The organism is Cellulomonas fengjieae (assembly GCF_018388465.1).
Lineage (GTDB): Bacteria > Actinomycetota > Actinomycetes > Actinomycetales > Cellulomonadaceae > Cellulomonas > Cellulomonas fengjieae.
In genome coordinates, this window is the sequence record NZ_CP074404.1 from 606218 (window position 1) to 629596 (window position 23379).

General features: G+C 72.1%; 20 protein-coding genes. 14 read left to right on the top strand and 6 right to left on the bottom strand.

Features of this window, described 5'->3' with window-relative positions:
• The first annotated feature begins 1 nt into the window (after position 1).
• Complete coding sequence (locus tag KG102_RS02855) at positions 2 to 859, top strand: hypothetical protein (protein ID WP_208290544.1); 858 nt, start codon at positions 2 to 4, stop codon at positions 857 to 859.
• A gap of 711 nt (positions 860 to 1570) precedes the next feature.
• Here the strand turns inward: KG102_RS02855 and KG102_RS02860 are convergent.
• Both KG102_RS02860 and KG102_RS02865 read right to left on the bottom strand, forming a co-directional pair.
• Complete coding sequence (locus tag KG102_RS02860) at positions 1571 to 2119, bottom strand: hypothetical protein (RefSeq protein WP_208290543.1); 549 nt, start codon at positions 2117 to 2119, stop codon at positions 1571 to 1573.
• The gene (locus tag KG102_RS02865) at positions 2100 to 2558 is read right to left on the bottom strand and encodes a hypothetical protein (RefSeq protein ID WP_208290542.1); all 459 of its coding nucleotides are present in this window, start codon (positions 2556 to 2558) and stop codon (positions 2100 to 2102) included. The genes KG102_RS02860 and KG102_RS02865 overlap by 20 nt, the downstream gene beginning before the upstream one ends.
• A gap of 922 nt (positions 2559 to 3480) precedes the next feature.
• Between KG102_RS02865 and KG102_RS02870 the strand changes: the two genes are divergently transcribed.
• The 4 genes from KG102_RS02870 to KG102_RS02885 are packed head-to-tail and all read left to right on the top strand — an operon-like array spanning position 3481 to position 6951.
• Positions 3481 to 4311 carry an ABC transporter ATP-binding protein gene (locus KG102_RS02870; RefSeq protein WP_208290541.1) on the top strand — a complete coding sequence of 277 codons (831 nt, stop codon included), beginning with the start codon at positions 3481 to 3483 and terminating at the stop codon, positions 4309 to 4311.
• Positions 4308 to 5138: an ABC transporter permease gene (locus tag KG102_RS02875; RefSeq protein WP_213363027.1), complete on the top strand. Its 831-nt coding sequence runs from the start codon at positions 4308 to 4310 to the stop codon at positions 5136 to 5138. Before KG102_RS02870 ends, KG102_RS02875 begins: the two co-directional genes overlap by 4 nt.
• Positions 5096 to 6319, top strand: coding sequence for a sensor histidine kinase (locus tag KG102_RS02880; protein WP_208290540.1), 1224 nt, complete (start codon positions 5096 to 5098; stop codon positions 6317 to 6319). Before KG102_RS02875 ends, KG102_RS02880 begins: the two co-directional genes overlap by 43 nt.
• Positions 6316 to 6951 carry a response regulator gene (locus tag KG102_RS02885; RefSeq protein ID WP_208290539.1) on the top strand — a complete coding sequence of 212 codons (636 nt, stop codon included), beginning with the start codon at positions 6316 to 6318 and terminating at the stop codon, positions 6949 to 6951. Before KG102_RS02880 ends, KG102_RS02885 begins: the two co-directional genes overlap by 4 nt.
• Positions 6952 to 7015: 64 nt before the next feature.
• Here the strand turns inward: KG102_RS02885 and KG102_RS02890 are convergent, their stop codons facing one another.
• Complete coding sequence (locus tag KG102_RS02890) at positions 7016 to 7294, bottom strand: GlsB/YeaQ/YmgE family stress response membrane protein (protein ID WP_208209974.1); 279 nt, start codon at positions 7292 to 7294, stop codon at positions 7016 to 7018.
• 100 nt (positions 7295 to 7394) lie between these two features.
• Between KG102_RS02890 and KG102_RS02895 the strand changes: the two genes are divergently transcribed.
• On the top strand, positions 7395 to 8396 hold the full coding sequence (locus KG102_RS02895) for a bile acid:sodium symporter family protein (RefSeq protein ID WP_249667445.1): 1002 nt from the start codon (positions 7395 to 7397) through the stop codon (positions 8394 to 8396).
• A 40-nt stretch (positions 8397 to 8436) separates the two neighbouring features.
• Positions 8437 to 9903, top strand: coding sequence for a family 20 glycosylhydrolase (locus tag KG102_RS02900; RefSeq protein WP_208290538.1), 1467 nt, complete (start codon positions 8437 to 8439; stop codon positions 9901 to 9903).
• A 4-nt stretch (positions 9904 to 9907) separates the two neighbouring features.
• Here KG102_RS02900 and KG102_RS02905 read toward each other — a convergent pair whose 3' ends face one another.
• Positions 9908 to 11680 carry a dolichyl-phosphate-mannose--protein mannosyltransferase gene (locus KG102_RS02905; RefSeq protein WP_208290537.1) on the bottom strand — a complete coding sequence of 591 codons (1773 nt, stop codon included), beginning with the start codon at positions 11678 to 11680 and terminating at the stop codon, positions 9908 to 9910.
• A gap of 65 nt (positions 11681 to 11745) precedes the next feature.
• On the opposite strand from KG102_RS02905, the gene rsmI reads away from it, so the two are divergent.
• Entirely contained in the window at positions 11746 to 12615 is an 870-nt protein-coding gene (rsmI, locus tag KG102_RS02910; protein ID WP_208290536.1) for a 16S rRNA (cytidine(1402)-2'-O)-methyltransferase, read from the top strand.
• Between the two features lie 64 nt (positions 12616 to 12679).
• On the opposite strand, the gene KG102_RS02915 is transcribed toward rsmI, so the two are convergent.
• Positions 12680 to 13603, bottom strand: a complete 924-nt coding sequence (locus KG102_RS02915; RefSeq protein ID WP_208290535.1) for a cytochrome d ubiquinol oxidase subunit II — start codon at positions 13601 to 13603, stop codon at positions 12680 to 12682.
• Positions 13600 to 14799: a cytochrome ubiquinol oxidase subunit I gene (locus tag KG102_RS02920; RefSeq protein WP_208290534.1), complete on the bottom strand. Its 1200-nt coding sequence runs from the start codon at positions 14797 to 14799 to the stop codon at positions 13600 to 13602. Before KG102_RS02920 ends, KG102_RS02915 begins: the two co-directional genes overlap by 4 nt.
• Positions 14800 to 14948: 149 nt before the next feature.
• Here KG102_RS02920 and KG102_RS02925 point away from each other — a divergent pair, with 149 nt between their 5' ends.
• From KG102_RS02925 to KG102_RS02950, 6 genes are all read left to right on the top strand, one after another.
• A complete protein-coding gene (locus KG102_RS02925; RefSeq protein WP_208290533.1) occupies positions 14949 to 16031 on the top strand; it encodes a PQQ-dependent sugar dehydrogenase in 1083 nt (360 codons plus the stop codon).
• Positions 16032 to 16457: 426 nt separating this feature from the next.
• Positions 16458 to 17258 (top strand): endonuclease domain-containing protein, encoded by an 801-nt coding sequence (locus tag KG102_RS02930; RefSeq protein ID WP_213363028.1) that lies wholly within the window; start codon positions 16458 to 16460, stop codon positions 17256 to 17258.
• Positions 17259 to 17728: 470 nt separating this feature from the next.
• Positions 17729 to 19522, top strand: a complete 1794-nt coding sequence (metG, locus tag KG102_RS02935; protein WP_208290531.1) for a methionine--tRNA ligase — start codon at positions 17729 to 17731, stop codon at positions 19520 to 19522.
• On the top strand, positions 19523 to 20425 hold the full coding sequence (locus KG102_RS02940; protein ID WP_208290530.1) for a TatD family hydrolase: 903 nt from the start codon (positions 19523 to 19525) through the stop codon (positions 20423 to 20425).
• Between the two features lie 129 nt (positions 20426 to 20554).
• Positions 20555 to 21754 carry an aggregation-promoting factor C-terminal-like domain-containing protein gene (locus KG102_RS02945; RefSeq protein WP_249667446.1) on the top strand — a complete coding sequence of 400 codons (1200 nt, stop codon included), beginning with the start codon at positions 20555 to 20557 and terminating at the stop codon, positions 21752 to 21754.
• A 368-nt stretch (positions 21755 to 22122) separates the two neighbouring features.
• Positions 22123 to 23367 (top strand): resuscitation-promoting factor, encoded by a 1245-nt coding sequence (locus tag KG102_RS02950; protein ID WP_249667447.1) that lies wholly within the window; start codon positions 22123 to 22125, stop codon positions 23365 to 23367.
• Positions 23368 to 23379 lie beyond the last annotated feature (12 nt).

Below are 23379 nucleotides of genomic sequence, written 5' to 3' on the forward strand. Positions count from 1 at the left end.
AATGCTCTACAACCCTGACAGGGTGTACGCGATCGCCGACGGCGACGAGCTCACCGGCGAAGACCTATTCCGTGTCGCCGATCTGTTTGTATGGATGAGCAGCGCGGGCGGGTTGAGCTGGTGGGCAGGCGCGGCGCTTGAGGGCCGCGCGGTGCAGCTGTGGCCGCTGCCGGCGTACCGAAAGAGGTTTCGGCATTGGGTCGACGTCAACAAGAGTTTCGATGCGATCCCACACGACGCTACTGACCGATTGGACGCGGCCTCTCGCGCCGCGCTAGAGAGCGTCGAGGTCGACTCGCAGCACGACATTGATGTGTTAATCAGCCAGTTCCGCGACAGCACCAGTCTGGTGCTGGCCAGGACGTCAAAGGCTGTGCTCACCGACTACACCGCTGTCGCGTTCCTGTCGCGAGTCATCAGTACGGCCCGCCAGTGGTCCAACGGTGACGGCTTCTATCGGTACCGAGACCTTCCGAGTGTGGAAGTCCTTGACCGCGCCGCTGCACTCCTCGCAGAGCGATGGGCTCAACTCGAGCCGGATTACGAACTCATTGCAAACGCGCCCGTCTGGGATAACGCACTCCGCGCTTTCAACGACTCGAAAAGCAACGACTCCTGGTGGCGCTCATGGCTCGGGGTTTTTGAGTCGGAACCGGCCTGTATCCTGATAGCCGAGCAGTTCGTACCCGGCTATACCGCGATTCGGGCTCGCCGCCGACCTGCTGTTCCGACTCGAGCGGCGCGCCAGTCGTCAACCTGGGCGGACGACTTCATGCGCGCAAGCGCGACAAACTCTGCGGCAATGGTCGATATCTACAACCAGCAAACTCGACTCATTCAGAATGGGTATCGCGACTAGGGTGCGGTCTGTGGGTGCACCTGTGCGACGGCCTGGTCGCGCACTACTGGATGCCGGCCCAAGGCCGATGCTGTCTCCGACGTACCCCCAAAGTGCTACCGAACTGAATCCGGCGCACCCTGTCAAGAGGACGATGGTGCCCACTACGCACCGTGGGAGCAGCGCGAAGGCGGTGCGTAACTGGCCGCCCTCCAGCGGACTCAGGACCACGTTGCGGGTCACGTCCTCGTGCACGGCCAAGATGGCCCGCATGTCTCGAGGTCATCGCGGGCCAGTCGAGCGCGTTCACGCAGCTCGCGGTCCGAGGCGAGTTTCGCCTCCGCATCGGAGCACCGCGTCTCGCCCCGGCGTGCGTCCCGCCCCGACGTGACGCAGACCCACGACTGCGACCACGACCACGGCGGTGTTGACGCCCGCGCTTGCCCACTCGGCCCACGTCCCAAGGCTCACGGACATACGGTAGCGAGTGGTCGCAAACACCAGATGCGGTTGAGGCGGGGCACGAACGCATGGCGCAGCCGCGCCGCGAACTCGACCGCGGCTGCGGGCACTCGCATGGTGCCGGACAGGTCGCATCGGAGCAGCCATGCCCGGATGGGGGCGGCTCGCTGCTGGATCACCTTCGGTCGGATCGGGTGGCCCATGACCATGGGGAAGCCGAAGAACGCGACGCCGCACCGGACTCGGATGGCGGGAGCGCGGTGGTTGTCCTCAAACGAGCTCGGGATGCCGTTCGGCGATCTCGCTCATCTCGCGCTTCTGTTCCCGGATTACGCGGCGAGGGGTGCGTGGATCCACCTCAGCGCCAGCCTCCTGACCCTCAAGATCTGCGACCCGGTCGCGCATCGCGATGCTGATCTTCTCCAGAAACGCGACGGCCGCCTTGATGAGCGCGCCGTGGTCGGTCCCTACCGGCTCGGTGCCCCACTCCTTCAGCACGAAGTCGTCGGCACACGCGAACACGGTGTGGGTGCTTCTGAAGAATCCCTCCGCGAACGACTGCATCTCCGTGACGTTCGCGAACATCACGTCACGAAGCGACTCGCACTTCTCACCCTTGAGGTCGGTGTACGCCCACACCGTCATCGGAGAGTCCACATCTCCGATAGCACTGAAGAGCACGGTCGACTTGCCGCAGCCGAACGTCCCGAGGGTCGGCACGTCATCGGCGTGCCACACGTCAAGGTCCTCGGCGTCGGGGTTCGGCAGCCATGGCCGACTTCCGCGTCGCACGATCCCGTCAAGCATCATCTGCCTCATCACTGTGTGGTATCGGCTTATCAAAGCAGGATCCGAAGGTTTCCGACACCTTTTCTGGCCAGGGTACGACAACCTCTCCTAGGTCTTCACCTGCCCAGACGATCGACGTGTGGGTCCCGTCGATGATCTTCCCGGGGGTGTGCACCACCGTGAAGCCGGCGGTGCGCAGGTCTCCGGTCAACGCGTAGCGCACACCGCTGTTCTGCAGCTCCTCGGGGAGTGGGCTGGAGTCCTTGGTGACCTTCGTGTACGTAGCGGCGAGGCTCAAGCGGCCACGGTGGACCGAGAAGTCGACTTCGACGCCCACGCGCGGGGCGTTCCGGAACTGCCCGTTCCTGCCTGTGAGCTGCGTGACGTACTCGTCGTCACTGAGGCACTCGTGAGGCGGCGGCCCACATCCGCAACCTGATGGCATCGTCGCCTTGCGCTGGTCCCCCATGGTCGCCGAGCCTAGCCATCCACCGCGCACTCGCGTGGGCGAACTTGTTCGATGCCACGAGCCCAACCGGTCCCATGCAGGCGTGCGCCCCCGTCGAGCCAATCGCTCGTAGACCAACGCACGGCGATTGCGCCAGATCTGCAGGCGCGACCGGTCGAACTTGAGCCCGTCCGCACCCCGACCGCGGTTATGGAGACGAGCGAACGGCCGCACGTGAGAACTTTCCTTACTGACTCAAGCGCGCGGCTCCGCCGCGCGGGTCGGTCTCCAGGGCGGGGCCCCGCGCTCCGCTCGCAAGCTCGCTGCGCGCACCCCACCCCTCCGGCCGACCACCGGCACGACGAAGGCGGCTCCGGAGTCTTCTCGGAACCGCCTCGACCACGACTGCTTCCACCGCCCAGTTGCACCGTCTTGCCCGCCGGCCCCGCACCGACCGCCGAGCATCCGGCCGTCTCCGGCCCGCATCAAGGGCGCCTACGGCGTCACTGCGTGATGGCTGGCGCCACCCCTGACCCGGACCTCCGACAGCCTCTTGTGCTCCGCTATCGGTACGACGCCTCGAACTGTTCACCCCCCGTGGAGCGCGCGCCCCCCGCGCACCCCGCTGAGCGAATGCACCCACTCGTGATGCATCCAGTGCACCCGGGACACTCGCGGCGCCAACCTCGGCCAGGTCGGGAATCTATTCGCAATGAGAAGGTCAGGGGTTCGAATCCCCTCAGCTCCACCCGACGGAAACCCCGTCCGACCGGCCGCGAGGCCACGTCGGGCGGGGTTTCGTCGTTCTCAGGGCGACCGGCCCCGTCCCGTGACGCCTGGACCGACAGGCCCGACGGCGGATGCGCGGTGTCCATCGGTCGGTTGACACGGTGTCGTCCGCTCGGGTCTGCCCGGCGCGCCACGCCGGGTCGACGGTGGAGTCATGAACGCAATCGAGGTGCACGGGCTGCACAAGACGTATGACGGACGCGCGGTGGTGGCGGGGATCGACCTGACCGTCGCCCAGGGTGAGGTCTTCGCCCTCCTCGGCCCCAACGGTGCCGGGAAGACGACGACCATCGAGATTCTCGAGGGACACCGCCCGCGGGACGGGGGTGCGGTCAGCGTGCTGGGCCGAGACCCCGGGCAGGCGGACAGGTGGTGGCGGTCCCGGGTGGGGATCGTCCTGCAGCAGATCGGCGACGCGGGCGACCTGACCGTCGGGGAGAGCGTGCGGCAGTTCACGCGCTTCTACCCCGACCCGGCGGACCCTGACGAGCTGCTCGAGCTGTGTGGTCTGACCGCGCAGCGCAGCGCCCGGGTGGCGACGCTCTCCGGGGGCCAGCGGCGTCGCCTGGACGTCGCGCTCGGCCTGGTCGGCAACCCGGAGCTGCTCTTCCTGGACGAGCCGACCACGGGCTTCGACCCCGAGGCCCGCCGGCAGTTCTGGGGTGTGATCCGCACGCTCGCGTCCCGCGGCCTGACCGTCGTCCTGACCACCCACTACCTCGAGGAGGCGGAGGTCCTGGCGGACCGGCTCGCTGTCCTCGTGGCGGGTCGGATCGTGGCGGAGGGCACCCCGGGCACCCTGGGCGGCCGGGATCGCGAGCTCGCCCTGGTGACCTGGAACGACGCCTCCGGGGAGCACCGGGTGCGCACGCCGGACCCGAGCCGGGAGCTCGGAGCACTGGCCGGAGCCCAGGTCACGGACCTGCGGGTGAACCGGCCCAGCCTGGAGGAGATCTACCTCGACCTGATCGGAGCCCGGCCATGACCACGATGACGACCACGACCACGACGCGCCTCCCCGGGAACGTGTCCATGGGCCTCGCCCGCGGGCGGGTCGAGATCCTGCAGTTCTTCCGGCAACGTGACGCGGTGGTCTTCACGTTCGCGTTCCCGGCGTTCCTGATGGCCATGCTCGGGCTGATCTTCACCGAGCCGCACCCGGGGACACCGGTCAGCCTGCGGCTGGTCCTCGCGGCGAGCATCATCGCCTACGGCATCGTCTCGACGGCCTTCATGAGTACCGGGATCGGCGTCGCGGTGGACCGGGACGACGGCACGCTCAAGCGGCTGCGCGGCACGCCCGTGACCGCCACCGCCTACCTGCTGGGCAAGCTCATGCTCGTGGTGGTGGTGACTCTCGGAGAGGTGGCGCTGCTCCTGACCGTGGCGGTGCTCGCCTTCGGCCTCGAGCTGCCGACCGACCCCGGCCGGTGGGCGACCTTCGCCTGGCTGCTCGTGCTGTCGACGACCAGCTGCACCCTGCTCGGCATCGGGTTCAGTGCACTGGCCCGCTCGGCGCGCAGCGCGACCGCGGTGATGAACGTCCCGGCAGTCGCCCTCGGCTTCGTCTCGGGCATCTTCGTGCACATCCTCGCGCTGCCGGACGCGATGGTGACGGTCGCCTCGTTCTTCCCGCTGAAGTGGATGGGCCAGGGCTTCCGGGCGGTGTTCCTGCCTGACACGATGGCGGCGTTCGAGAGGGCGCGGTCGTGGGAGCTCGGACGGGTCGCGATCGTCCTCGGAGTCTGGACCGTGATGGGACTGGCGCTATGCCTGGCAACGTTCCGCTGGCGCGAACGTCGTCGCGGCTGAGCGGTGCCGGCAGTCCCGACGCGCTGCACGACGCGCGTCGGGACTGGTTCTGGCTCTGGGACCTCTACTACGTCCTGGTGTGCGCGGTCGTCTCCCTGCTCGTCGTGCACGCAGCCCGCACGCCGTCCGACGCGATCCTCACCTGCGGGTGCATCCTGGCCCTGCTCGCCTGGTACGCGCTCGTCGGTCGCCCGGCCATCCTGGCGGGGGACCAGGGGTCGCGTGGCGTCGTGTTCGTGATCGGCCTGGTCCTGATCCTGGGGCTGGCCGTGTGGGTCGTGCCGATGAGCGCGTACCTGCTCTTCGTGGCCTGTCCCATGGCGTTCATGGCGCTCCCGCTGGTGTGGGCCCTGGTGGCCGTCGTGGTGCTCAACGCCATCCCTGTGGCGGCTGCACAGCTGCAGTCGAGCGACGGCGCGCGTGCCCCGCTGTCCACCGCCGCGCTGGCGCTCGGCTTCACCGTCCTGGCGGGGACCTACCTCGACCGGACCATCAGGACCAACCACGAGCGCGCCCGGCTGATCGCGGAGCTGCAGGAACGCCGCCAGGAGGTCGAACGGCTGTCCCGGGAGGCGGGCGCCGCGGCCGAGCGGGCTCGACTGGCCGGGGAGATCCACGACACCCTGGCCCAGGGCTTCGCCTCCGTCGTCACCCTGACCCAGGCGGCGCTCGGCGCGATGGACCGGGAGCCGCAGCGCGCGCAGGAGCACCTCGACCTCGTGCTGCGCACGGCGCGCGAGAACCTCACCGAGGCGCGGGCGCTGGTCGCGGGGAGGTCGCCCGCCGCGCTCGAGGACGGGACGCTCTCGGACGCGATCGACCGCCTGGTCGACGGACTGTCCGCCGCGACCGGCAGCACGGTCGGCTGGGAGACCAGCGGAAGCGCTCGCACGCTGCCGCTGCCGGTCGAGGTCCTCCTGCTGCGCACGGCCCAGGAGGCCATGACGAACATCCGTCGCCACGCCGGTGCGCGCCACGTCCAGGTCCGGCTCCGGTACGACGAGTCGAGCGTCACGCTCGTCGTGGCCGACGACGGCCGCGGCTTCGACGAGACCGCCGACGACCGCCAGGGCTACGGGCTTGAGGGCATGGCCGCCCGGGCGACGCAGCTGGGCGCCGACCTGACCATCCGGTCGAGCCGCGGAGCGGGTACGAGCGTCACCCTGGAGGTGCCCGCGTGATCACGGTGATGCTGGTGGATGACCATCCCGTCGTCCGTGCCGGGCTGCGGGGGATGCTCGAGGTGGAGGCCGACATCACGGTGGTGGCGGAGGCGGGCTCCGGTGCCGAAGCCCTCGCCCTGGCGACGATCCACCGTCCCCAGCTGGTCCTCATGGACCTGCGGATGCCGGGCGGGGACGGTGTCGAGGCCACCCGGGCGCTCCGGGAGACGCTGCCCGAGATCGCGGTGGTGATGCTGACGACCTACGACGACGACGCCGAGATCCTGCGGGCGGTCGCCGCCGGCGCTGCGGGCTACCTCCTCAAGGACGCGACCAGCGACGAGCTCGCTGAGGCGGTGCGTGCGGCGAGCCGCGGCGAGACCGTGCTGGCCCGCGCGGTCGCGGGCCGACTGGTCCGACAGGTGCGGGAGCCGCCGGCGACCACCACGCTGTCGGCCCGCGAGCTCGAGGTGCTGCGGCACGTCGCCGCCGGCGCGACCAACGCCGAGGTCGGCCGGGCGCTGTTCATCAGCGAGGCCACCGTGAAGACCCACCTCGTGCGCATCTTCGGCAAGCTCGAGGTGACCGACCGGACCGCCGCCGTCACCACGGCGATGGCCCGGGGCCTGCTCACGCCCGGCGCCGGGTGAGTGCCCGCCGAACCGCACGAAGGCGGCCCCCTCAGGGGCCGCCTTCGTCATCCGCGCGGGGGTCTCAGAGGATGCTGCTGCGGCGGCGGCCGCGGCTGCCGGAGACCGCGGCCACGCCGATCGCGGCCAGCACCACCTGGAAGAGCAGCTCGATCCAGTCGACGCCGGCCGTGTCCTGCACACCGACCAGGCTTGCCAGGTACGTGCCGATGAGGGCGGCGACGATACCGATCACGATCGTCAGGAGCAGCGAGATGCGCTGACGGCCACGCACGAGCAGACGGCCGAGGATACCGATCACGGCACCGATGATGATCGCGGAGATGATGCCTTCGGGTGTCATGTGGAACTCCTTGCGTACGAGGGGTTCTAACGGGGACGACGAGAGAATCTAGGGGCGTTTGTCCGGATTCGCTCGCTGAGGGCGATGGCACACTGACGCGGTGTCCCGTGACAGGCCCCTGGCCGACGATCCGCCGAGCCTGTGGAGCCGGGCACGTTCCTGGGTCGACCCGCTGGTCGTGATCATCCTCTCGGCCCTGGTGCTGGGACTGGTGCTGCCCGCACGGGGAACCGTCGCCGACGTCCTCGACGTGGCCCGCCCGGCCGCGATCGTCGTCCTGTTCTTCCTGTACGGCGCGCGCATGGCCACCGGCGAGGTGTGGGCCGGTCTGCGCAGCTGGCGGCTGCAGGGCTCGATGCTCGCCGCCACCTACGTGGCCTTCCCGGTGCTCGGGCTCCTGGTCCAGCTGCTGCCGGACGCCGTCGTCTCCGCCGAGCTCAAGACCGGCCTGCTCTACCTGTCGCTGCTGCCCTCGACGGTCCAGGCGTCTGTCGTGTTCACGTCGGTCGCGCGCGGCAACGTCGCGGGGGCGATCACGGGGGCCACGATCTCCAACGTCGTCGGCATCGTGCTCACGCCCCTGCTGGTCGGCGTCCTCATGGTGCGGACGTCCGGGCAGGCGGGCGGGAACCTCGGCGGCATCCTGCTGCAGCTGCTCCTGCCCTTCGCGGCGGGGCAGCTGGTGCAGCGCTGGATCGGGCCGTGGCTGCGCGCGCACGCGCACCTCACCCGGATCACCGACCGCGGCGCGCTCGTCCTCATCGCGTACACGTCGGTGAGCGAGGCCACCGTGTCGGGGGCCTGGGCGCACGTCACCTGGGTCGCCCTGGTCGCCCTCCTCGTGGTCTGCGCGGCCATGCTCGCCACGATGCTGGCGCTGACGTGGAGCGGTGGCGCGCGGCTCGGCCTCCCGCGTGGCGACCGCATCGCCCTGCTCATGTGCGGGTCCAAGAAGAGCCTGGCGACCGGCCTGCCGATGGCCGCCGTCCTGTTCACGCCGGCGCTCGCCGCGAGCGTCGCCCTGCCGGTCATCGTGTTCCACCAGCTCCAGCTGGCAACCTGCGCGGTCATTGCGCGCCGGCTGGCGGCGCAGGGCGAGTAGCGTCTGGCCGGAACGATTCGACCGCAACCGAAGGATCACAGTGCCCGACGCCCTCGCCGTCATCCCGCGGCCTGCCCTGCTCGAGCGGACCGGCGAGGCGCCGTTCGTGGTGACCCGCGCCACGACCGTGGTCGTCGACGAGCGGCCGGACCTCATCGGCCTGGCGGTGCTCGTGGCGGACGTGCTGGGTCGCGTCGGCGGGATACCCGTCGAGGTGAGGTACTCCGAGGCCGGCGCCACGGACATCGTGCGGTTGCGGCTCGTCGAGACCCTCCCGCCGGGGGACGAGGTCTACCGCGTGCTGACGCGCAGCGGGCGCATCGACGTCGAGGCGCGCACCCTGGCGGGGCTGGTCCGCGCGCTGGTCACGCTCCGCCAGCTGATCGTGGTCGCGCCCAGCGGTGAGCTCCGTGTCCCCGCCGTGCGCATCGAGGATGCGCCCCGGTACGCGTGGCGCGGGCTGTCGGTCGACGTGGCGCGGCACTTCGTGCCCATGGACGACCTCAAGGTCGTCATCGGCCTCATGGCGCACTACAAGCTGAACGTGCTGCACCTGCACCTCACCGACGACCAGGGCTGGCGGCTCGACCTGCCGTCCCGGCCGCTGCTGACCAGGCTGTCCAGCGCGACCTCCGTCGGGGGTGACCCGGGTGGCTCGTACTCGGCGGCCGACTTCGCCGACCTCGTCGGGTTCGCGGCCGCGCGGGGGATGCGCGTCGTGCCGGAGATCGACGTCCCCGGCCACGTCAACGCGGCCACGCACGCCTACGGCGAGCTGAACCCGTCGGGCGAGCCGACCGACACCTACACCGGCATCGAGGTCGGGTTCAGCCGGCTGCACGCGGACCTGCCGGCCACGCACGCGTTCCTGGCGGACGTGTTCGCCGACGTCGCCGCGATGACGCCCGGCGAGTACGTGCACATCGGTGGCGACGAGGTGCTGACGATGGCCCCCGACGAGTACGCCACGCTGGTCGGGGCCGCCTCGGCCGCCGTCCGCGCGGCGGGCAAGAAGGTGGTCGGCTGGCAGGAGATCGCGCACACGCCGCTCGAGCCGGGCACCGTCGTGCAGTACTGGGACGCGCGGGAGGATCCTGCGCCGTTCGCCGCCGCCGCACGGGCCGGGGCGCTGTTCCTGATGTCCCCGGCGCCCAAGGCGTACCTCGACATGAAGTACGACGCGAGCACCGAGCTGGGCCTCGAGTGGGCCGGGCACATCGAGCTGCGCGACGCCTACGACTGGGACCCCGCCACGCTGATCGAGGGGGTGGCGGAGGACTCGGTGATCGGCGTCGAGGCGGCCATCTGGACCGAGACGCTGCGCGACCTGCCCGCCCTCGCCCAGATGCTGCTGCCGCGCCTGGCCGCGATCGCCGAGGTCGCGTGGTCGGCGCCCGAGCAGCGCGACTGGGAGGACTTCCGCACCCGGGTCGCCGCGCACGCCCCGTTCTGGGACCGGATCGCCCTGCCGTGGCACGCGAGCCCGCAGGTCGACTGGCCGCGCTGACGCCTCAGACCCAGGTCCGCAGCCACATGTGCGCGTGCCAGAAGTCGTAGGGGACCACCCATCCCGTCCAGATCGGGTAGAAGAACGCGCTGACCGCCACGATGAGCGCTACGAGGACGCCGCAGCCGATGATCGCCGCGCGGCGGCCCCGCGGTTCCAGGTCCTTCGGGCCGACCACCAGGCCGATCACGTAGACCAGCGTGAGCACGACCCACGGCGTGAACGCGATCGAGTAGAACGCGAAGATCGTGCGGTGGGCGTAGACGAACCACGGCAGCCAGCCGGCGACGATGCCGGACAGCACGGCGCCGGCGCGCCAGTCGCGGTACCGGAGCAGCCAGACGGCCGCGACGATGACGGCGGCGGCCGCGCACCACCACAGGACGGGGTTGCCGAGCGAGACGATGGCCTGCGAGCAGCTGGCGGCGCCGCACGCGTCCTGCGCGGCCTGGCCGGTCAGCTCGGAGACCTCCTTCGGGTAGAAGAAGGACGTCGGGCGCCACTGCACGATCCAGCCCAGCGGGTGCGCCGCGTAGGAGTGCGGCGTCTCGAGGCCGTTGTGGAAGGACCACATGTCCTGGTGGTACTTCCAGAACGAGCGCAGCGCCGGCGGCAGCCACTGGACGCCCTGGTCCGGGTTCTGCTCCGCCCACAGCCGCCCGTGCGCCTCGGAGTGCGTGAACCACGACCACCACGAGGCGACGTAGACGACGACCGCGATGCCGACCATCGAGACGCCCGCGACGACACCGTCCTTGAGGATCCCCGCGCGCCACCAGTGCCGGACACCGACGCTGCGCCGCGCGGTCAGGTCCCAGGCGACGCTGAGCAGCCCGAACACCGCGAGGAAGTACATCGCCGACCACTTGGTGCCCAGTGCGAGCCCGAGCAGCACGGCCGCGGCGAGCCGCCACCACCGCACGCCCAGCCCGGGACCGTCGCCGAGCTCGTGACCTGCGGCGAGGAGCCGGGCGGCCCGGTCGGCCAGCCGTCGTCGCGCCTGGTCGCGGTCGAGGAGGAGCGCGCCGAACGCCGCGAGGACGAAGAACATGAGGAACGGGTCCAGCAGGCTGATCCGCGACATCACGATGGCCTGGCCGTCCACCGCCATGAGCAGCCCTGCCAGCGTGCCCAGAGCGGTCGAGGCGAACAGGCGCCGGCCGATGCGTGCGACCATCAGCACCGCCAGGACCCCGCAGACGGCGGCCGCCAGCCGCCACGCCGCCGAGCTCCCGACGCCGCCGCCGAGCTGGATCCCGAGCGCGATCAGCCACTTGCCCACCTGCGGGTGCACCACGTAGGAGCCGGTCGTCGTCAGCCCACTGGTGTCGCCCGCCTCGAAGGCGGGGTTCGGCTCGTCCCCCCAGGTCGCCTCGTAGCCGTTGACCAGCAGGGAGAACGCGTCCTTGACGTAGTACGTCTCGTCGAACACGAGCTTGTGCGGGCGGCCGAGGTCCCAGAACCGCAGCACGGCGGCGAGCACCGTGACCGCGAGGGGCCACAGCCAGCCCAGGAGCCGGGCGCGGGGCGTCGCGTCGAGCGCGAGCGCGTCGTCACCGAGCAGCCGCCCCAGCAGCCGTCGGCGCAGCCGGTCCACCGACTCCAGGGGGCCGATGACCGCGCGCGGCTCGCCGTCGGGGACGGCCTCGTCGGTGCCCTCGACGACGAGCGTCCTGCCGGCGGGGGCGGGACGGGCGGTCTCGTCCGCGCTCGGGGAGGGGGCCGCTCCGCCCTGCCGATCGGCCGGGGTCGAGGCGTCGTCGTCGGTGGGCGGCACGCGGTCATCGTAGGTGCGGGGACTGTGCTGCGGGAGGGGGTTCGGCGAGGTGGCAGGCTGACCCGGTGAGCCCCACCGCCCAGACCCCCGGCCGCCTCGTGCTGGCCGCGACGCCGATCGGCAACACCGAGGACGCGTCCGCGCACCTGCGCCGGCTGCTGGCGGAGGCGGACGTCGTCGCCGCCGAGGACACCCGTCGGCTGCGCGCGCTCGCGGCCCGGATGGGCGTCGAGATCGGCGGGCGGGTGGTCAGCTTCCACGAGCACAACGAGGTCGAGCGCTCCGACGAGGTGCTCGCCGTCGTCGCGGGCGGGGGCACCGTGGTCGTCGTGACCGACGCCGGCATGCCCGCCGTGTCCGACCCCGGCTTCCGGGTGGTGACCGCCGCCGTCGCCGCCGGGCTGCCCGTCACCGCGGCCCCGGGGCCGAGCGCGGTGCTGACCGCGCTCGCGCTGTCGGGCCTGCCCACCGACCGGTTCTGCTTCGAGGGCTTCCCGCCGCGCAAGCCGGGCGAGCGCGCCCGCGCGTTCGAGCTGCTGGCCGACGAGCGCCGCACGATGGTGTTCTTCGAGGCGCCGCACCGGCTGGACGACACGCTGGCCGCGATGGCGGACGCGTTCGGTGCCGACCGACCGGCCGCCGTGTGCCGCGAGCTGACCAAGACGTACGAGGAGATCGTGCGGGGACCGCTCGCCGACCTGGTGTCGTGGGCGTCCGCGGACCAGGTGCGCGGGGAGATCGTCGTGGTGGTCGGCGGGGCGGTGAAGGCGGTGGAGCTGTCGACCGCGGACCTGGTGGCCGAGGTGCTGTCCCGCACGGCCACCGGCGACCGTCTGAAGGACGCGGTCACGGAGGTGGCGGCCGCGGCCGGCGTCCCGAAGCGAGACCTGTACGCGGCGGCCCTGGCGGCGAAGGCCCCACCGACCAAGCCCTGAGTGGTGCACCGGCCGCCGAGCGCGCCGCTCATGGCTTGCTCACCGGGGTCGGACGCGTCGGTCGTCAGTAGAACACCGCGTCGCGCGGGCTCACCGGGTGGCGGAACGTCCACCAGACCCACGCCTGGGCGGCGAGCAGGACCGGGACGCACGCGAGCAGGACGAGCTCGAGGGTCGGCGCCGGCGTGGCGACGGGGGCAAGCGCGATAGCGGCGGCGACCACCGGCAGCACCCCGCCGGCGACCACCGCACCGAGCGCCCGGTGCAGCCGACCGTGGGCCAGCGCGGGCCGGGCGACGAGGGCGGACCCGGACCCGGCGAGCACGACGAGGGGCGGCAGGACGGCGTCGAAGGGCCCGCCGGCGGGGACGAGGACGACGTAGGCGATCGCCGACGCGGCGAGCAGGCCGGCCGACCAGGGGAGCGTCCGCAGGGCGAGCCGGGTCGCGCGCTCGCGCAGGATCCCGGACGTCCGGACGGCCACGAAGACGGTGCCGAGCACCCGGGTGACGGCCACGGCCGACAGCGCGGTGAGCACGGGGACGACGACCCGCGCGGTCAGGGACGGCTGCGGCGGCAACCACACGAGCGCGGTGCCGAGCAGTGCACCGGCGGACAGCGGGAGCCCGACGGACGCGACGACGATCACGCGTTCCCACCCGGCACGCCAGCGGGTGCCCGGCTGGCGGCTGCGTAGCCAGACGCCGGCGTCGCGCAGGACCCAGGTGACCAGCAGCGCGACGACCAGCGGGTACGCGACGAACCAGAGGTCCTTCTCGAGCTCGGGGAAACCGGCGAGCAGGATGCCTGCGCCGGCGATCAGCCACACCTCGCCGGCCAGCAGGAACGGCCCGAGGGCGGTGAGCACGGTCCGGCGCTCACCAGGGGTCCGGCCGACCTGACGCACCGTGGCGCCGAGGCCCTGGGTCATCCCGTCGAGCACAGCCCAGCCCGCGAGGGCGCCGACGAGCAGCACGGTCCAGATCATCGGGACACCTCCGCGAAGGACAGGGGTTCGTCGGGCTCCCGCGCGTGCAGCGCCGGGGCGCCGAGGACGGGGGAGCCCGGTCCGAGGCGGGCGAGGCGGGCGAGCAGGACCCAGTCGACGACGGCCAGGGTGGCGATGAGGCCGACGAGCACCACCAGCGAGACCAGGACGGTCGTGGCGCTGTGCGCGGAGGTGGCGTCGGAGGTCCGCAGCACGCCGACGACGACCCAGGGCTGGCGGCCGATCTCACGGGTGAGCCAGCCGAGGATCGCGAGCACGAACGGGACGGGCAGCACGGCGGTGAGGAAGGCGTAGGCCGCCCGGCGGAACGGCAGCCGGAACAGGGCGCCCCCGATCATCAGGGCGAGCATCGGGAAGGCACCGAGGAACAGCGCGAAGCCACCCATGATCATGAACCCGAGCGCGACCTCGACGATCGGGGACTGCCCCGCGGCGGCGTCCTCGGTGAAGTACGAGAACTGGGAGAACCCGAACCCGACCGCAAGCAGCGCCCCGACCGCGCCGAGCACGACCCCGGTCCGCAGGGAGCGCTGGAACAGCTCGTCGTACCCCGTCTGCCGCCGCAGGTGCCAGGCGCTGACCCCGATGACGACGAACCCGCCGGCGAGCAGGCACGCGCCGAGGACGTGCCCGAGCGAGAAGACCGCCGCGGGGTTGAGGACGAGCGCGGTGGGGTCGGTGATGTGGGCGACGCCGTCGCGGAGCTCGTAGCCGACGGGGTTGCGCAGGAACCCGTTCGCGACCATGACGGCGAGCGCGGAGGCGTACCCGGTCAGCACCACGAGCCAGAACACCGCGGTGTGCACCCACCGGTTCAGCTGGTGCCACCCGAACACCCACAGTCCCAGCAGCGTCGACTCCAGGAAGAACGCGACCATCGTCTCGACGGCCAGAGGCGCTCCGAGCACCTCGCCGGCCACGTCGAGCAGCCCGGGGAAGTGCAGCCCGAACTGGAGCTCCAGCAGGATCCCCGCGACGATGCCGAGCGCGTAGTTGACGAGGTACAGCTGTCCCCAGAACCGGGTGGCTCGCTCGTGCACCTCACGCCCCGTGACCGCCCACCGGGTCTGGAAGATCGCGACCACGGGTCCCAGGCCCAGGGTCACGAGGACGAACAGGAAGTGGAAGCCGGCCAGCAGCGCGAACTGCGTGCGAGCGGCGTCGACGGCACTCACGTGGGCGACGCTAGGTGCGCGAGACGGGCTGGGGCCGGTTCCCCGGGGGAAGATCGGGGACGGTTCCGGGTGGTCCCGGGAGCCGGTTCGGGGGCGACTCAGGGTGGTCCCGGAGTGCGGCGGCCGGTCGCTCGTGCTGGGGTGGCCGGATGAGGTCGGGACTCGCGGCGGGGGCGGTCGTGCTCGCGGTCGTGCTCGCGGGCTGCAGCCCCGCCGGGACGCCGCAGGCTACGCCGACGAGCTCCTCGGCCGGCCAGTCCGCCGCGGTCAGCGACGTCGTCGACGGCCTCGACGTGCCCTGGGGGCTCGCGTTCCTGCCGGACGGCGACGCTGTGGTGACGCTGCGCGACGACCCGGCGCTCGTGCTGGTCGGTCCCGACGGGTCGACGTCGGACGTGACCGGACCCGGTGCCGACGACCTCCTCGACGTCGTCGTCCCGGGCGGCGAGGGCGGTCTGCTCGGCGTCGCCGTGCTCGGGGCCGAGGGCTCGACCGTCGACCTGGCGCTGTACGCCACCGCGGCCGACGACAACCGGGTGCTGCGCGGCACGCTCGACGGGTCGGTCCTGGGCGAGCTGCGACCGGTCCTCACCGGCATCGAGAAGGCCGGGAACCACAACGGCGGCCGCCTCGCGGTCGGGCCGGACGGCTACCTGTACGTGGCCACCGGCGACGCGGGCGACCCGTCGTCGGCACAGGACCCGGACGGCCTGAACGGCAAGATCCTGCGCATCACGGCCGAGGGTGACCCGGCGCCGGGCAACCCGGACGAGGGCTCACCGGTGTGGAGCCTGGGGCACCGCAACGTGCAGGGGCTCGGTTGGGCGCCCGACGGCCGGATGTTCGCCTCCGAGTTCGGCCAGAGCACGTGGGACGAGCTCAACGTCATCGAGCCGGGCGGCAACTACGGATGGCCGGAGGTCGAGGGGATGGGCGACGGCTTCGTCGAGCCGGTGGCCGTCTGGGCGACCACCGACGCGTCCCCGAGCGGCCTGGCCGTCACCGACGACGCCGTCTACCTGGCCGGGCTGCGCGGCGAGCGGCTGTGGCGGGTCCCGCTGACCGAGGACGGCGTCGGCACCCCGGAGGCGCTGCTCGACGGTGAGCACGGGCGGCTGCGTGCCGTCGAGCCCGCGCCCGACGGGTCGCTCTGGGTGGTCACGGGCAACACCGACGGTCGCGGAGCCGTGCGCCCGGGCGACGACCGCATCCTGCGGCTGGTCGTCGACTGACCACACCCGCACGGTCGCCCCTCCGCCGAGTGCCGGGTGGGTGAGGCCGGTCCGCTCGCCCGCGCTTCGGTCCGCGCGCGTTTCCGATCCAGCCGCTCCTGGTGCGGGTGCGACCGACGAGGCCCCTGTGGCAGCCCACCCGCCCCACCTGACACTCCGGCACCAGGAGCGGCTGGATCGGGCACGGCCGATGGCGTCCGGTCGCGGCGGGTGCCCCGTGCGGCGGGTGCCCCGCGGCTGGCCCCGCCGCCGTCGCGCGTCCGCCGTCGCACCGAGCCGTCCCCAGCCCTGGTGCCGCGCGCGGGATCCACAGGTGGCGAGCGGGGCCCATCGGCGGATGCGGTCCTGCCGTCGGATGGGCCCGTGCAGGAATCGCTCACCGGTCGGCTGGCGGCACTGGGCGGTGTGGCTCGTCGACGAGATCTGGTGGTGCGTCGCGGCGACGTGGCGGCCCTGCAGCGCGCGCTGTCGACGCGTGCGGTCGTCCGGGTCGCCCACGGCATCTACGGACTGCCGGGCTGGTCGACCGCGGCGGCAGCTGCCGTCGCCCACGGCGCCGCGCTCGGGTGCGTGACGGCGGTCGGTCATGCGGAGATCGCCGTCCTGCAGGTGCCGGTGCACCCGCACCTGTCGGTCCCTCGCAGTCGTGGCCGGACGCCGTCGACGTCACGCGACTCGATCCCCGCCGTGCTCCATCGTGAATCTGGGCGGCCCGCGGGGCGCGTCGTCGGCGTCCGCGCCGTCCCCCTCGAGTCGGCGCTCGCCAGGATGCTGGTGTGCTGCACCCCCGGGCAGGCGCTCGTCTCGATCGACAACGCGCTCCATCTCCGACGTACGACGACGGAGTCGATACTGCGCAGCATCCCGGCAACCGCAGCAGTCCGTGCGCGACTGCTGCTCGGCCGAGCCGACGAACGCAGCCGCTCCCCGCTCGAGACGGTCGCGCGGCTCGCCCTGCGCGGTGCCGGGCTGCGTGTCGAGCCCGGAGTGGTGATCCCGATGGTGGGCGAGGTCGATCTGGTGGTGGAGGGTCGAGTGGTGGTCGAGCTCGACGGGCTGGCGTACCACTCCGGCAGGCGCGAGTTCACCGAGGACCGGCGACGCGACCGAGAGCTCGTGATCCAGGGGTTCGTGGTGCTGCGGTTCACCGCGCAGGACGTCCTGGCCGACATCGCGAGAGTGGTCGCCACGGTTCGAGCGGCACTCGCGGCGCCGCGTCGTCGGTGACGCGCCGGGCCGGATCGGGCGTCGCCCGCGCCACCCTGCCCACGTCACCCTGACCCACGTCACCCCTCGGCCCGCACGCCCACCGGTCGAGCCGCCCACCGGTCGAAGCGCCCACCGGTCGAGCCGCCCACCGGTCGAGCCGCCGTGACCGAGGTCGGCGCGCGAAGCCCGTCCGCCGTGTCCGATCCAGCCGCTGTTGCGACCAGGGGGACCGGTGGTGCGCGGGGGGTGAAACAGGAGACACATCTGAATCTCCTGTCCCAGGAGCGGCTGTCTCCGACACGCTGCCGCGGCCGGCCGGCCGGGACAGCGCGGGACGTGTCTCCGACACGCCACCGGCAGCGGCCGGCCGGCCGGGACAGCGCGGGACGCGTGCGGTGGAGGAGTGTGGGGCGGAACGGCTGGTGGCGGGTGCCCCGGTGTGCGGGCCGCCCGACGGGCTACCCGGTCTGCTCACCTAGGATCGGCGCATGTCCCGCATCCTCTCCGCCGTCGCGTGGCCCTACGCGAACGGCCCCCGCCACATCGGTCACGTCGCCGGCTTCGGTGTCCCGTCGGACATCTTCAGCCGCTACATGCGGATGGCGGGCAACGAGGTGCTGATGGTCTCCGGCACCGACGAGCACGGGACGCCGATCCTGGTGCTGGCCGAGCAGGAGGGCGTGAGCCCGCAGGAGCTGGCGGACCGGTACAACCGCGTGATCGTCGAGGACCTGACCAACCTCGGTCTGTCGTACGACCTGTTCACCCGCACGACGACGCGCAACCACTACGCGGTCGTGCAGGAGATGTTCCGCACGGTGCACAAGAACGGCTACATGGTCGAGCAGTCGGCCATGGGCGCCATCTCGCCGAGCACCGGCCGTACGCTGCCCGACCGGTACATCGAGGGCACCTGCCCCATCTGCGGGTACGACGGCGCGCGCGGCGACCAGTGCGACAACTGCGGCAACCAGCTGGACCCGGTCGACCTGATCAACCCGCACAGCCGGATCAACGGCGAGGTGCCCAAGTTCGTCGAGTCCAGCCACTTCTTCCTCGACCTGCCGGCGCTCGCGAGCGCGCTCGAGGCGTGGCTGAGCAGCCGCCAGGGCTGGCGCCCGAACGTCCTGAACTTCTCGCTCAACCTCATCGACGACCTGCGCCCGCGCGCCATGACGCGGGACATCGACTGGGGCATCCCGGTGCCGTTGGCGGGCTGGGAGGACAACCCGAACAAGCGCCTGTACGTGTGGTTCGACGCGGTCATCGGCTACCTGTCGGCGTCGATCGAGTGGGCGCGCCGCAGCGGCGACCCCGAGGCGTGGCGCCCGTTCTGGAACGACCCCGACGCCCTGAGCTACTACTTCATGGGCAAGGACAACATCACGTTCCACTCCCAGATCTGGCCGGCTGAGCTGCTGGCCTACGACGGGCGCGGGACGAAGGGCGGCTCACCGGGGAAGTTCGGCGCGCTGAACCTGCCCACCGAGGTGGTCTCGAGCGAGTTCCTCACCATGGAGGGCAAGCAGTTCAGCTCGTCGCGCGGCGTCGTCATCTACGTCCGTGACCTGCTGTCCCGCTACCAGCCGGACGCGCTGCGCTACTACCTGTCGGTCGCCGGGCCGGAGACTCAGGACTCCGACTTCACGTGGGCGGACTTCAAGACGCGCACCAACTCCGAGCTGGTGGCGGGCTGGGGCAACCTGGTCAACCGCACGGCGAGCCTGATCCACAAGAACTTCGGCGAGATCCCGACCCCGGGTGCGCTGCAGCCGGTGGACCAGGGGCTCCTGGCGACGACGGCGGCGGGCTTCGGCACGGTCGGCGAGCTGCTCGAGCGGCACCGGAACCGCGCCGCGGTCAGCGAGGCGATGCGCGTGGTGCAGGAGGCCAACCGGTACATCTCCGAGACCGAGCCGTGGAAGCTGACGGGGGACCGTGAGCGCCTGGGCACGGTGCTGCACACGGCCGCGCAGGCGGTCAGCGACGCCAACACGCTGCTGGCGCCGTTCCTGCCGCACTCGGCGCAGAAGGTGCACGAGACGTTCGGTGGTACCGGCACGTTCTCGCCGCTGCCGCGCATCGACGAGGTCACCGACCTGGACGACGACACCCGGCACTACCCGGTCATCACGGGCGACTACGAGCTGGGCCGGACCGTCGCGCCGTGGGACTCGACCCCGGTCGTGCCCGGCACCCCGGTGGCCAAGCCGGTGCCGGTGTTCACCAAGCTCGACGACTCGATCGTCGAGGAGGAGCTCGAGCGGCTCCGGCAGGCCTGAGTGGCGCGCACCAGGGAGAAGGGCTGGCCCCCGCCACCCGAACCGCTGCCGGTCGCGGTCGTCGACAACCACACGCACCTGGACACCGTGGTGACGTGGCGGGCCGACGGCTGGGAGCCGGACCTGGACGCGCACCTCGAGCGGGCCGCGTCGGTCGGCGTGCCGCGCATGGTGCAGGTCGGCTGCGACCTCGACGCCATCACGTGGACCGACGAGGCGGTGCGCACCCACGAGCAGCTGCTCGGTGCCGTGGCCATCCACCCCAACGAGGCCGTCCGGCACGCCGGCGTGCTCGAGACCGCACCGGACGGTCTGGAGCCTGAGCCGACCCACGAGGTGTCGCTGCCCGACGCGATCGCCCGCGTGGAGGCGGCGGCGCGAGGCAACTCCCGCATCCGAGCCATCGGCGAGACCGGCCTGGACCACTTCCGCGCCGGACCGCGGGGCCGGGCGGTCCAGCGCGAGGCGTTCCGCGCTCACATCGCGCTCGCCAAGGAGCTCGGGCTCGCGCTGCAGATCCACGACCGTGACGCCCACGACGAGGTCGTCGAGGTGCTGCTGGCCGACGGTGCGCCGGACCGCACGGTCTTCCACTGCTTCTCCGGTGACGCGGAGCTGGCACGGCTGGCCGTCTCCCACGGCTGGTACCTCTCGTTCGCCGGGCCCGTCTCGTTCGGCGCCAACGACGCCCTGCGCGAGGCGCTGCGCGAGGTGCCGCCGAGCCTGCTGCTCGTCGAGACGGACGCCCCGTACCTGACGGTCCACCCGTTCCGGGGCCGCCCCAACGCCCCCTACCTCCTGCCCGGGACGGTCCGGACGGTGGCTGACGTGACCGGTCGGCCGCTGGCGGACGTGTGCGCGGCGCTGGCCTCGACGTCGGAGGCCGTCTACGGGTCCTGGTGAGGGCGCGGTGCCGCGCGGGCGTGGGTCAGTCGGGTGACCGGGTACCACGAGGGTCACGGATCGGTTACGGTCGGACCTGCGTCCAGGACGGGCGCAGCCCGTGGCAGCTCCACCGAGAGGATCCACCGCGTGACGCCGGAGCGGGAGCGTGCGACGAACGGTCGCCGACTTCGTGGCCGCCGCGCCGTGCGTGTGGTGTCGCAGGCGGCCGTGCTGGCCATCGTGGCGGGCGCGACGAGCGCCTACGCGGTCCTGCACAAGACGGTGACGGTCGACGTCGACGGCACGTCCGTGGAGGTCGAGGCCTTCGGCCGGACGGTCGAGGACATCCTCGCGAGCGGTGACATCGAGGTGGGCGAACGCGACCTCGTCGCACCCGCGCTCGACCAGCCGATCTCCCGTTCGGGTCAGATCGTAGTGCGGCACGGCCGCGAGCTGTCCCTCGAGGTGGACGGTGCGCAGCGTTCGGTGTGGACGACCGCGCTGACCGTGGGGGAGGCCGTCGACGGCCTCGGGCTGCGTGACGACGAGGTCCGCCTGTCGGCGTCCCGCTCCGCGGCCCTCGGCCGGGACACGCTGCGGGTCTCGACGCTCAAGACGATGCACCTCGTGGTCGACGGCCAGGTCATCGACGGCGTGAGCAGCGCCGCCACCGTCCGCGACGGGCTGCGGGACATCGGGCTCGTGCTGAACGAGGGCGACCAGGTCTCCGTGCCCCTCGACTCCACGGCGGTCGACGGCCTCGTCGTCCTGGTGACCCGCGCCAGCACGAGCGGGGAGACGGTCACCGAGGCGATGCCGTTCGAGTCCACCGAGGTCGAGGACCCGGGCATGGTCAAGGGCAACACGGTCATCGCCACCAAGGGCAAGGCCGGTGTCCGCACCACCACCTACGAGCTGCAGGTGGTCGGCGGCGTCGTCACGGGACGCACGCCGATCGCGTCGGTCGTCACGGTCCCGCCGGTCGCGCAGGTGACCAAGGTCGGCACCGCCGAGCTCCCCGACCCGTCCGTGGTCGCGGTCGCGCCGGGCACGGCCCAGGCCCTCGGCAAGGAGATGGCGGCGGCCCGCGGCTGGGGCGACGACCAGTTCGCCTGCCTGCTCGCGCTGTGGAACAAGGAGAGCGGCTGGCGGGTCAACGCCGAGAACAAGTCGTCGGGCGCGTACGGCATCCCGCAGTCCCTCCCGGGCTCCAAGATGGCCACGGTGGCCGACGACTGGCGGACCAACCCGGCCACCCAGATCACCTGGGGCCTGAACTACATCGGCGGACGCTACGGCGACCCGTGCGGCGCGTACGCCGCCAGCCAGGCCAAGGGCTGGTACTGAGTCGATTCGTCCTGTGAGTCGGCTCACAGGTCCTGACGTGCGGAAACGCTCGAAGCCGGGGGGAAACGGACCTCCGCGCTAGCGCATCGGCCGCCTCCTGCGCTCGACATATCGATCACGATTCGGTTACGGTCGATCCGCCCTGAGACCTGGACGTCGGCCCGAGAAACGAGCCGCGGACGTCCCGCGGGGTGGTCGGCGCCCCGCTCGAGTGGGCCGCCGTGACGGCCGGATCGGGGATCCGGGACCGACGGGAGACACCCCCCTCCGGGTGTCCGCAGAGCCTCGAACGTGAGGCCCACCGCCGGGTGCCGCTGACGCGGTGCGCTCCAGCCCCCGTGCCCGGGCACATTGACGGCTGGAGCCCCGTGCAGTTCTCGAACCTGATCCCTGGCAAGTCCGCGCGATCCCGCGCCACGTCCGACACCCCGGACGAGACCCGTATCCCGGACCGCAGGTCGGGCCGAGCACGCATCCTGCCCATCGCCGCCGCCGCCACGGTGCTCGTCCTCGCGGGCGGGTCGGCGGCGGTCGCCCACGCGCACAAGACGGTGACGCTCGACGTCAACGGCGACGTCTCGAAGGTCAGCACGTTCGCCGGCTCCGTCGACGGGATCCTGGAGGAGGAGGGCATCGTCGTCGGCGAGCGCGATGTCGTCAGCCGGACCGGCGCGCTGCCCGACGGTGCCGAGATCGTCGTGCGTCACGCGCACCAGGTCGCGGTGAACGTCGACGGTCAGGAGTCGTCCGTCTGGACGACCGCGCTGTCCGCCGACGAGGCCCTCGACTCCCTGTCCGCCCGTGGCCAGGCCGTCGCGCTCGTCGCGTCGCGGTCCGCCGCCGGTGGCCGCCCCGAGCTGGCGCTCGACCTGACGCTGCGCGGCCCGGCCGACGTGCTGGTGGACGGCGGCACGCTCGTCGTCGCCGACGCCGACGCCTCGGTCGCCCAGGTGCTGGGCGAGCTCGGCGTCGAGCTGAACGCGCTCGACCGGGTGTCGGTGGTCCGCAACGAGGCCGGACGCGTGCAGGTGGTCGTGAACCGCGTGCTCGTCCAGGACGTCGCATCCACGCACGAGGTCCCGTTCGCGTCGAGCACCCAGCAGGACGGCTCGCGCTACACCGACCAGAAGCGCACGCTGACCGCCGGTGTCCCCGGCGTCCGCACGCTCGTCGAGCGCGTCACCACGGTCGACGGTGTCGAGTCGGGCCGCGTCACGGTGTCCGATGGGGTCACCCAGGCGCCGGTCGACGAGGTTCTCAGCGTCGGCACGAAGACCCGCCCGGCCCCCACTCCCGCCCCGACGCGTCCGGCGACCCCCGCGGCCCCCGCGGCCCCCGCGACTGGCTCGCCCGTCACGGCCGGCGGCAGTGCCGACTCGCTCAACTGGGCGGCGCTCGCCCGCTGCGAGTCGGGCGGCAACCCGTCGATCGTGTCCTCGACCGGCAAGTACCACGGCCTCTACCAGTTCTCGGTGGCCACGTGGCAGGCCGTCGGTGGCGCCGGGCTGCCCTCGCAGGCGTCGCCCGACGAGCAGACCGCCCGCGCGAAGATGCTCTACAACCGCTCCGGTGCCGGCCAGTGGCCGCACTGCGGGAAGAACCTCTTCAGCTGAGCCCCTGCAGAA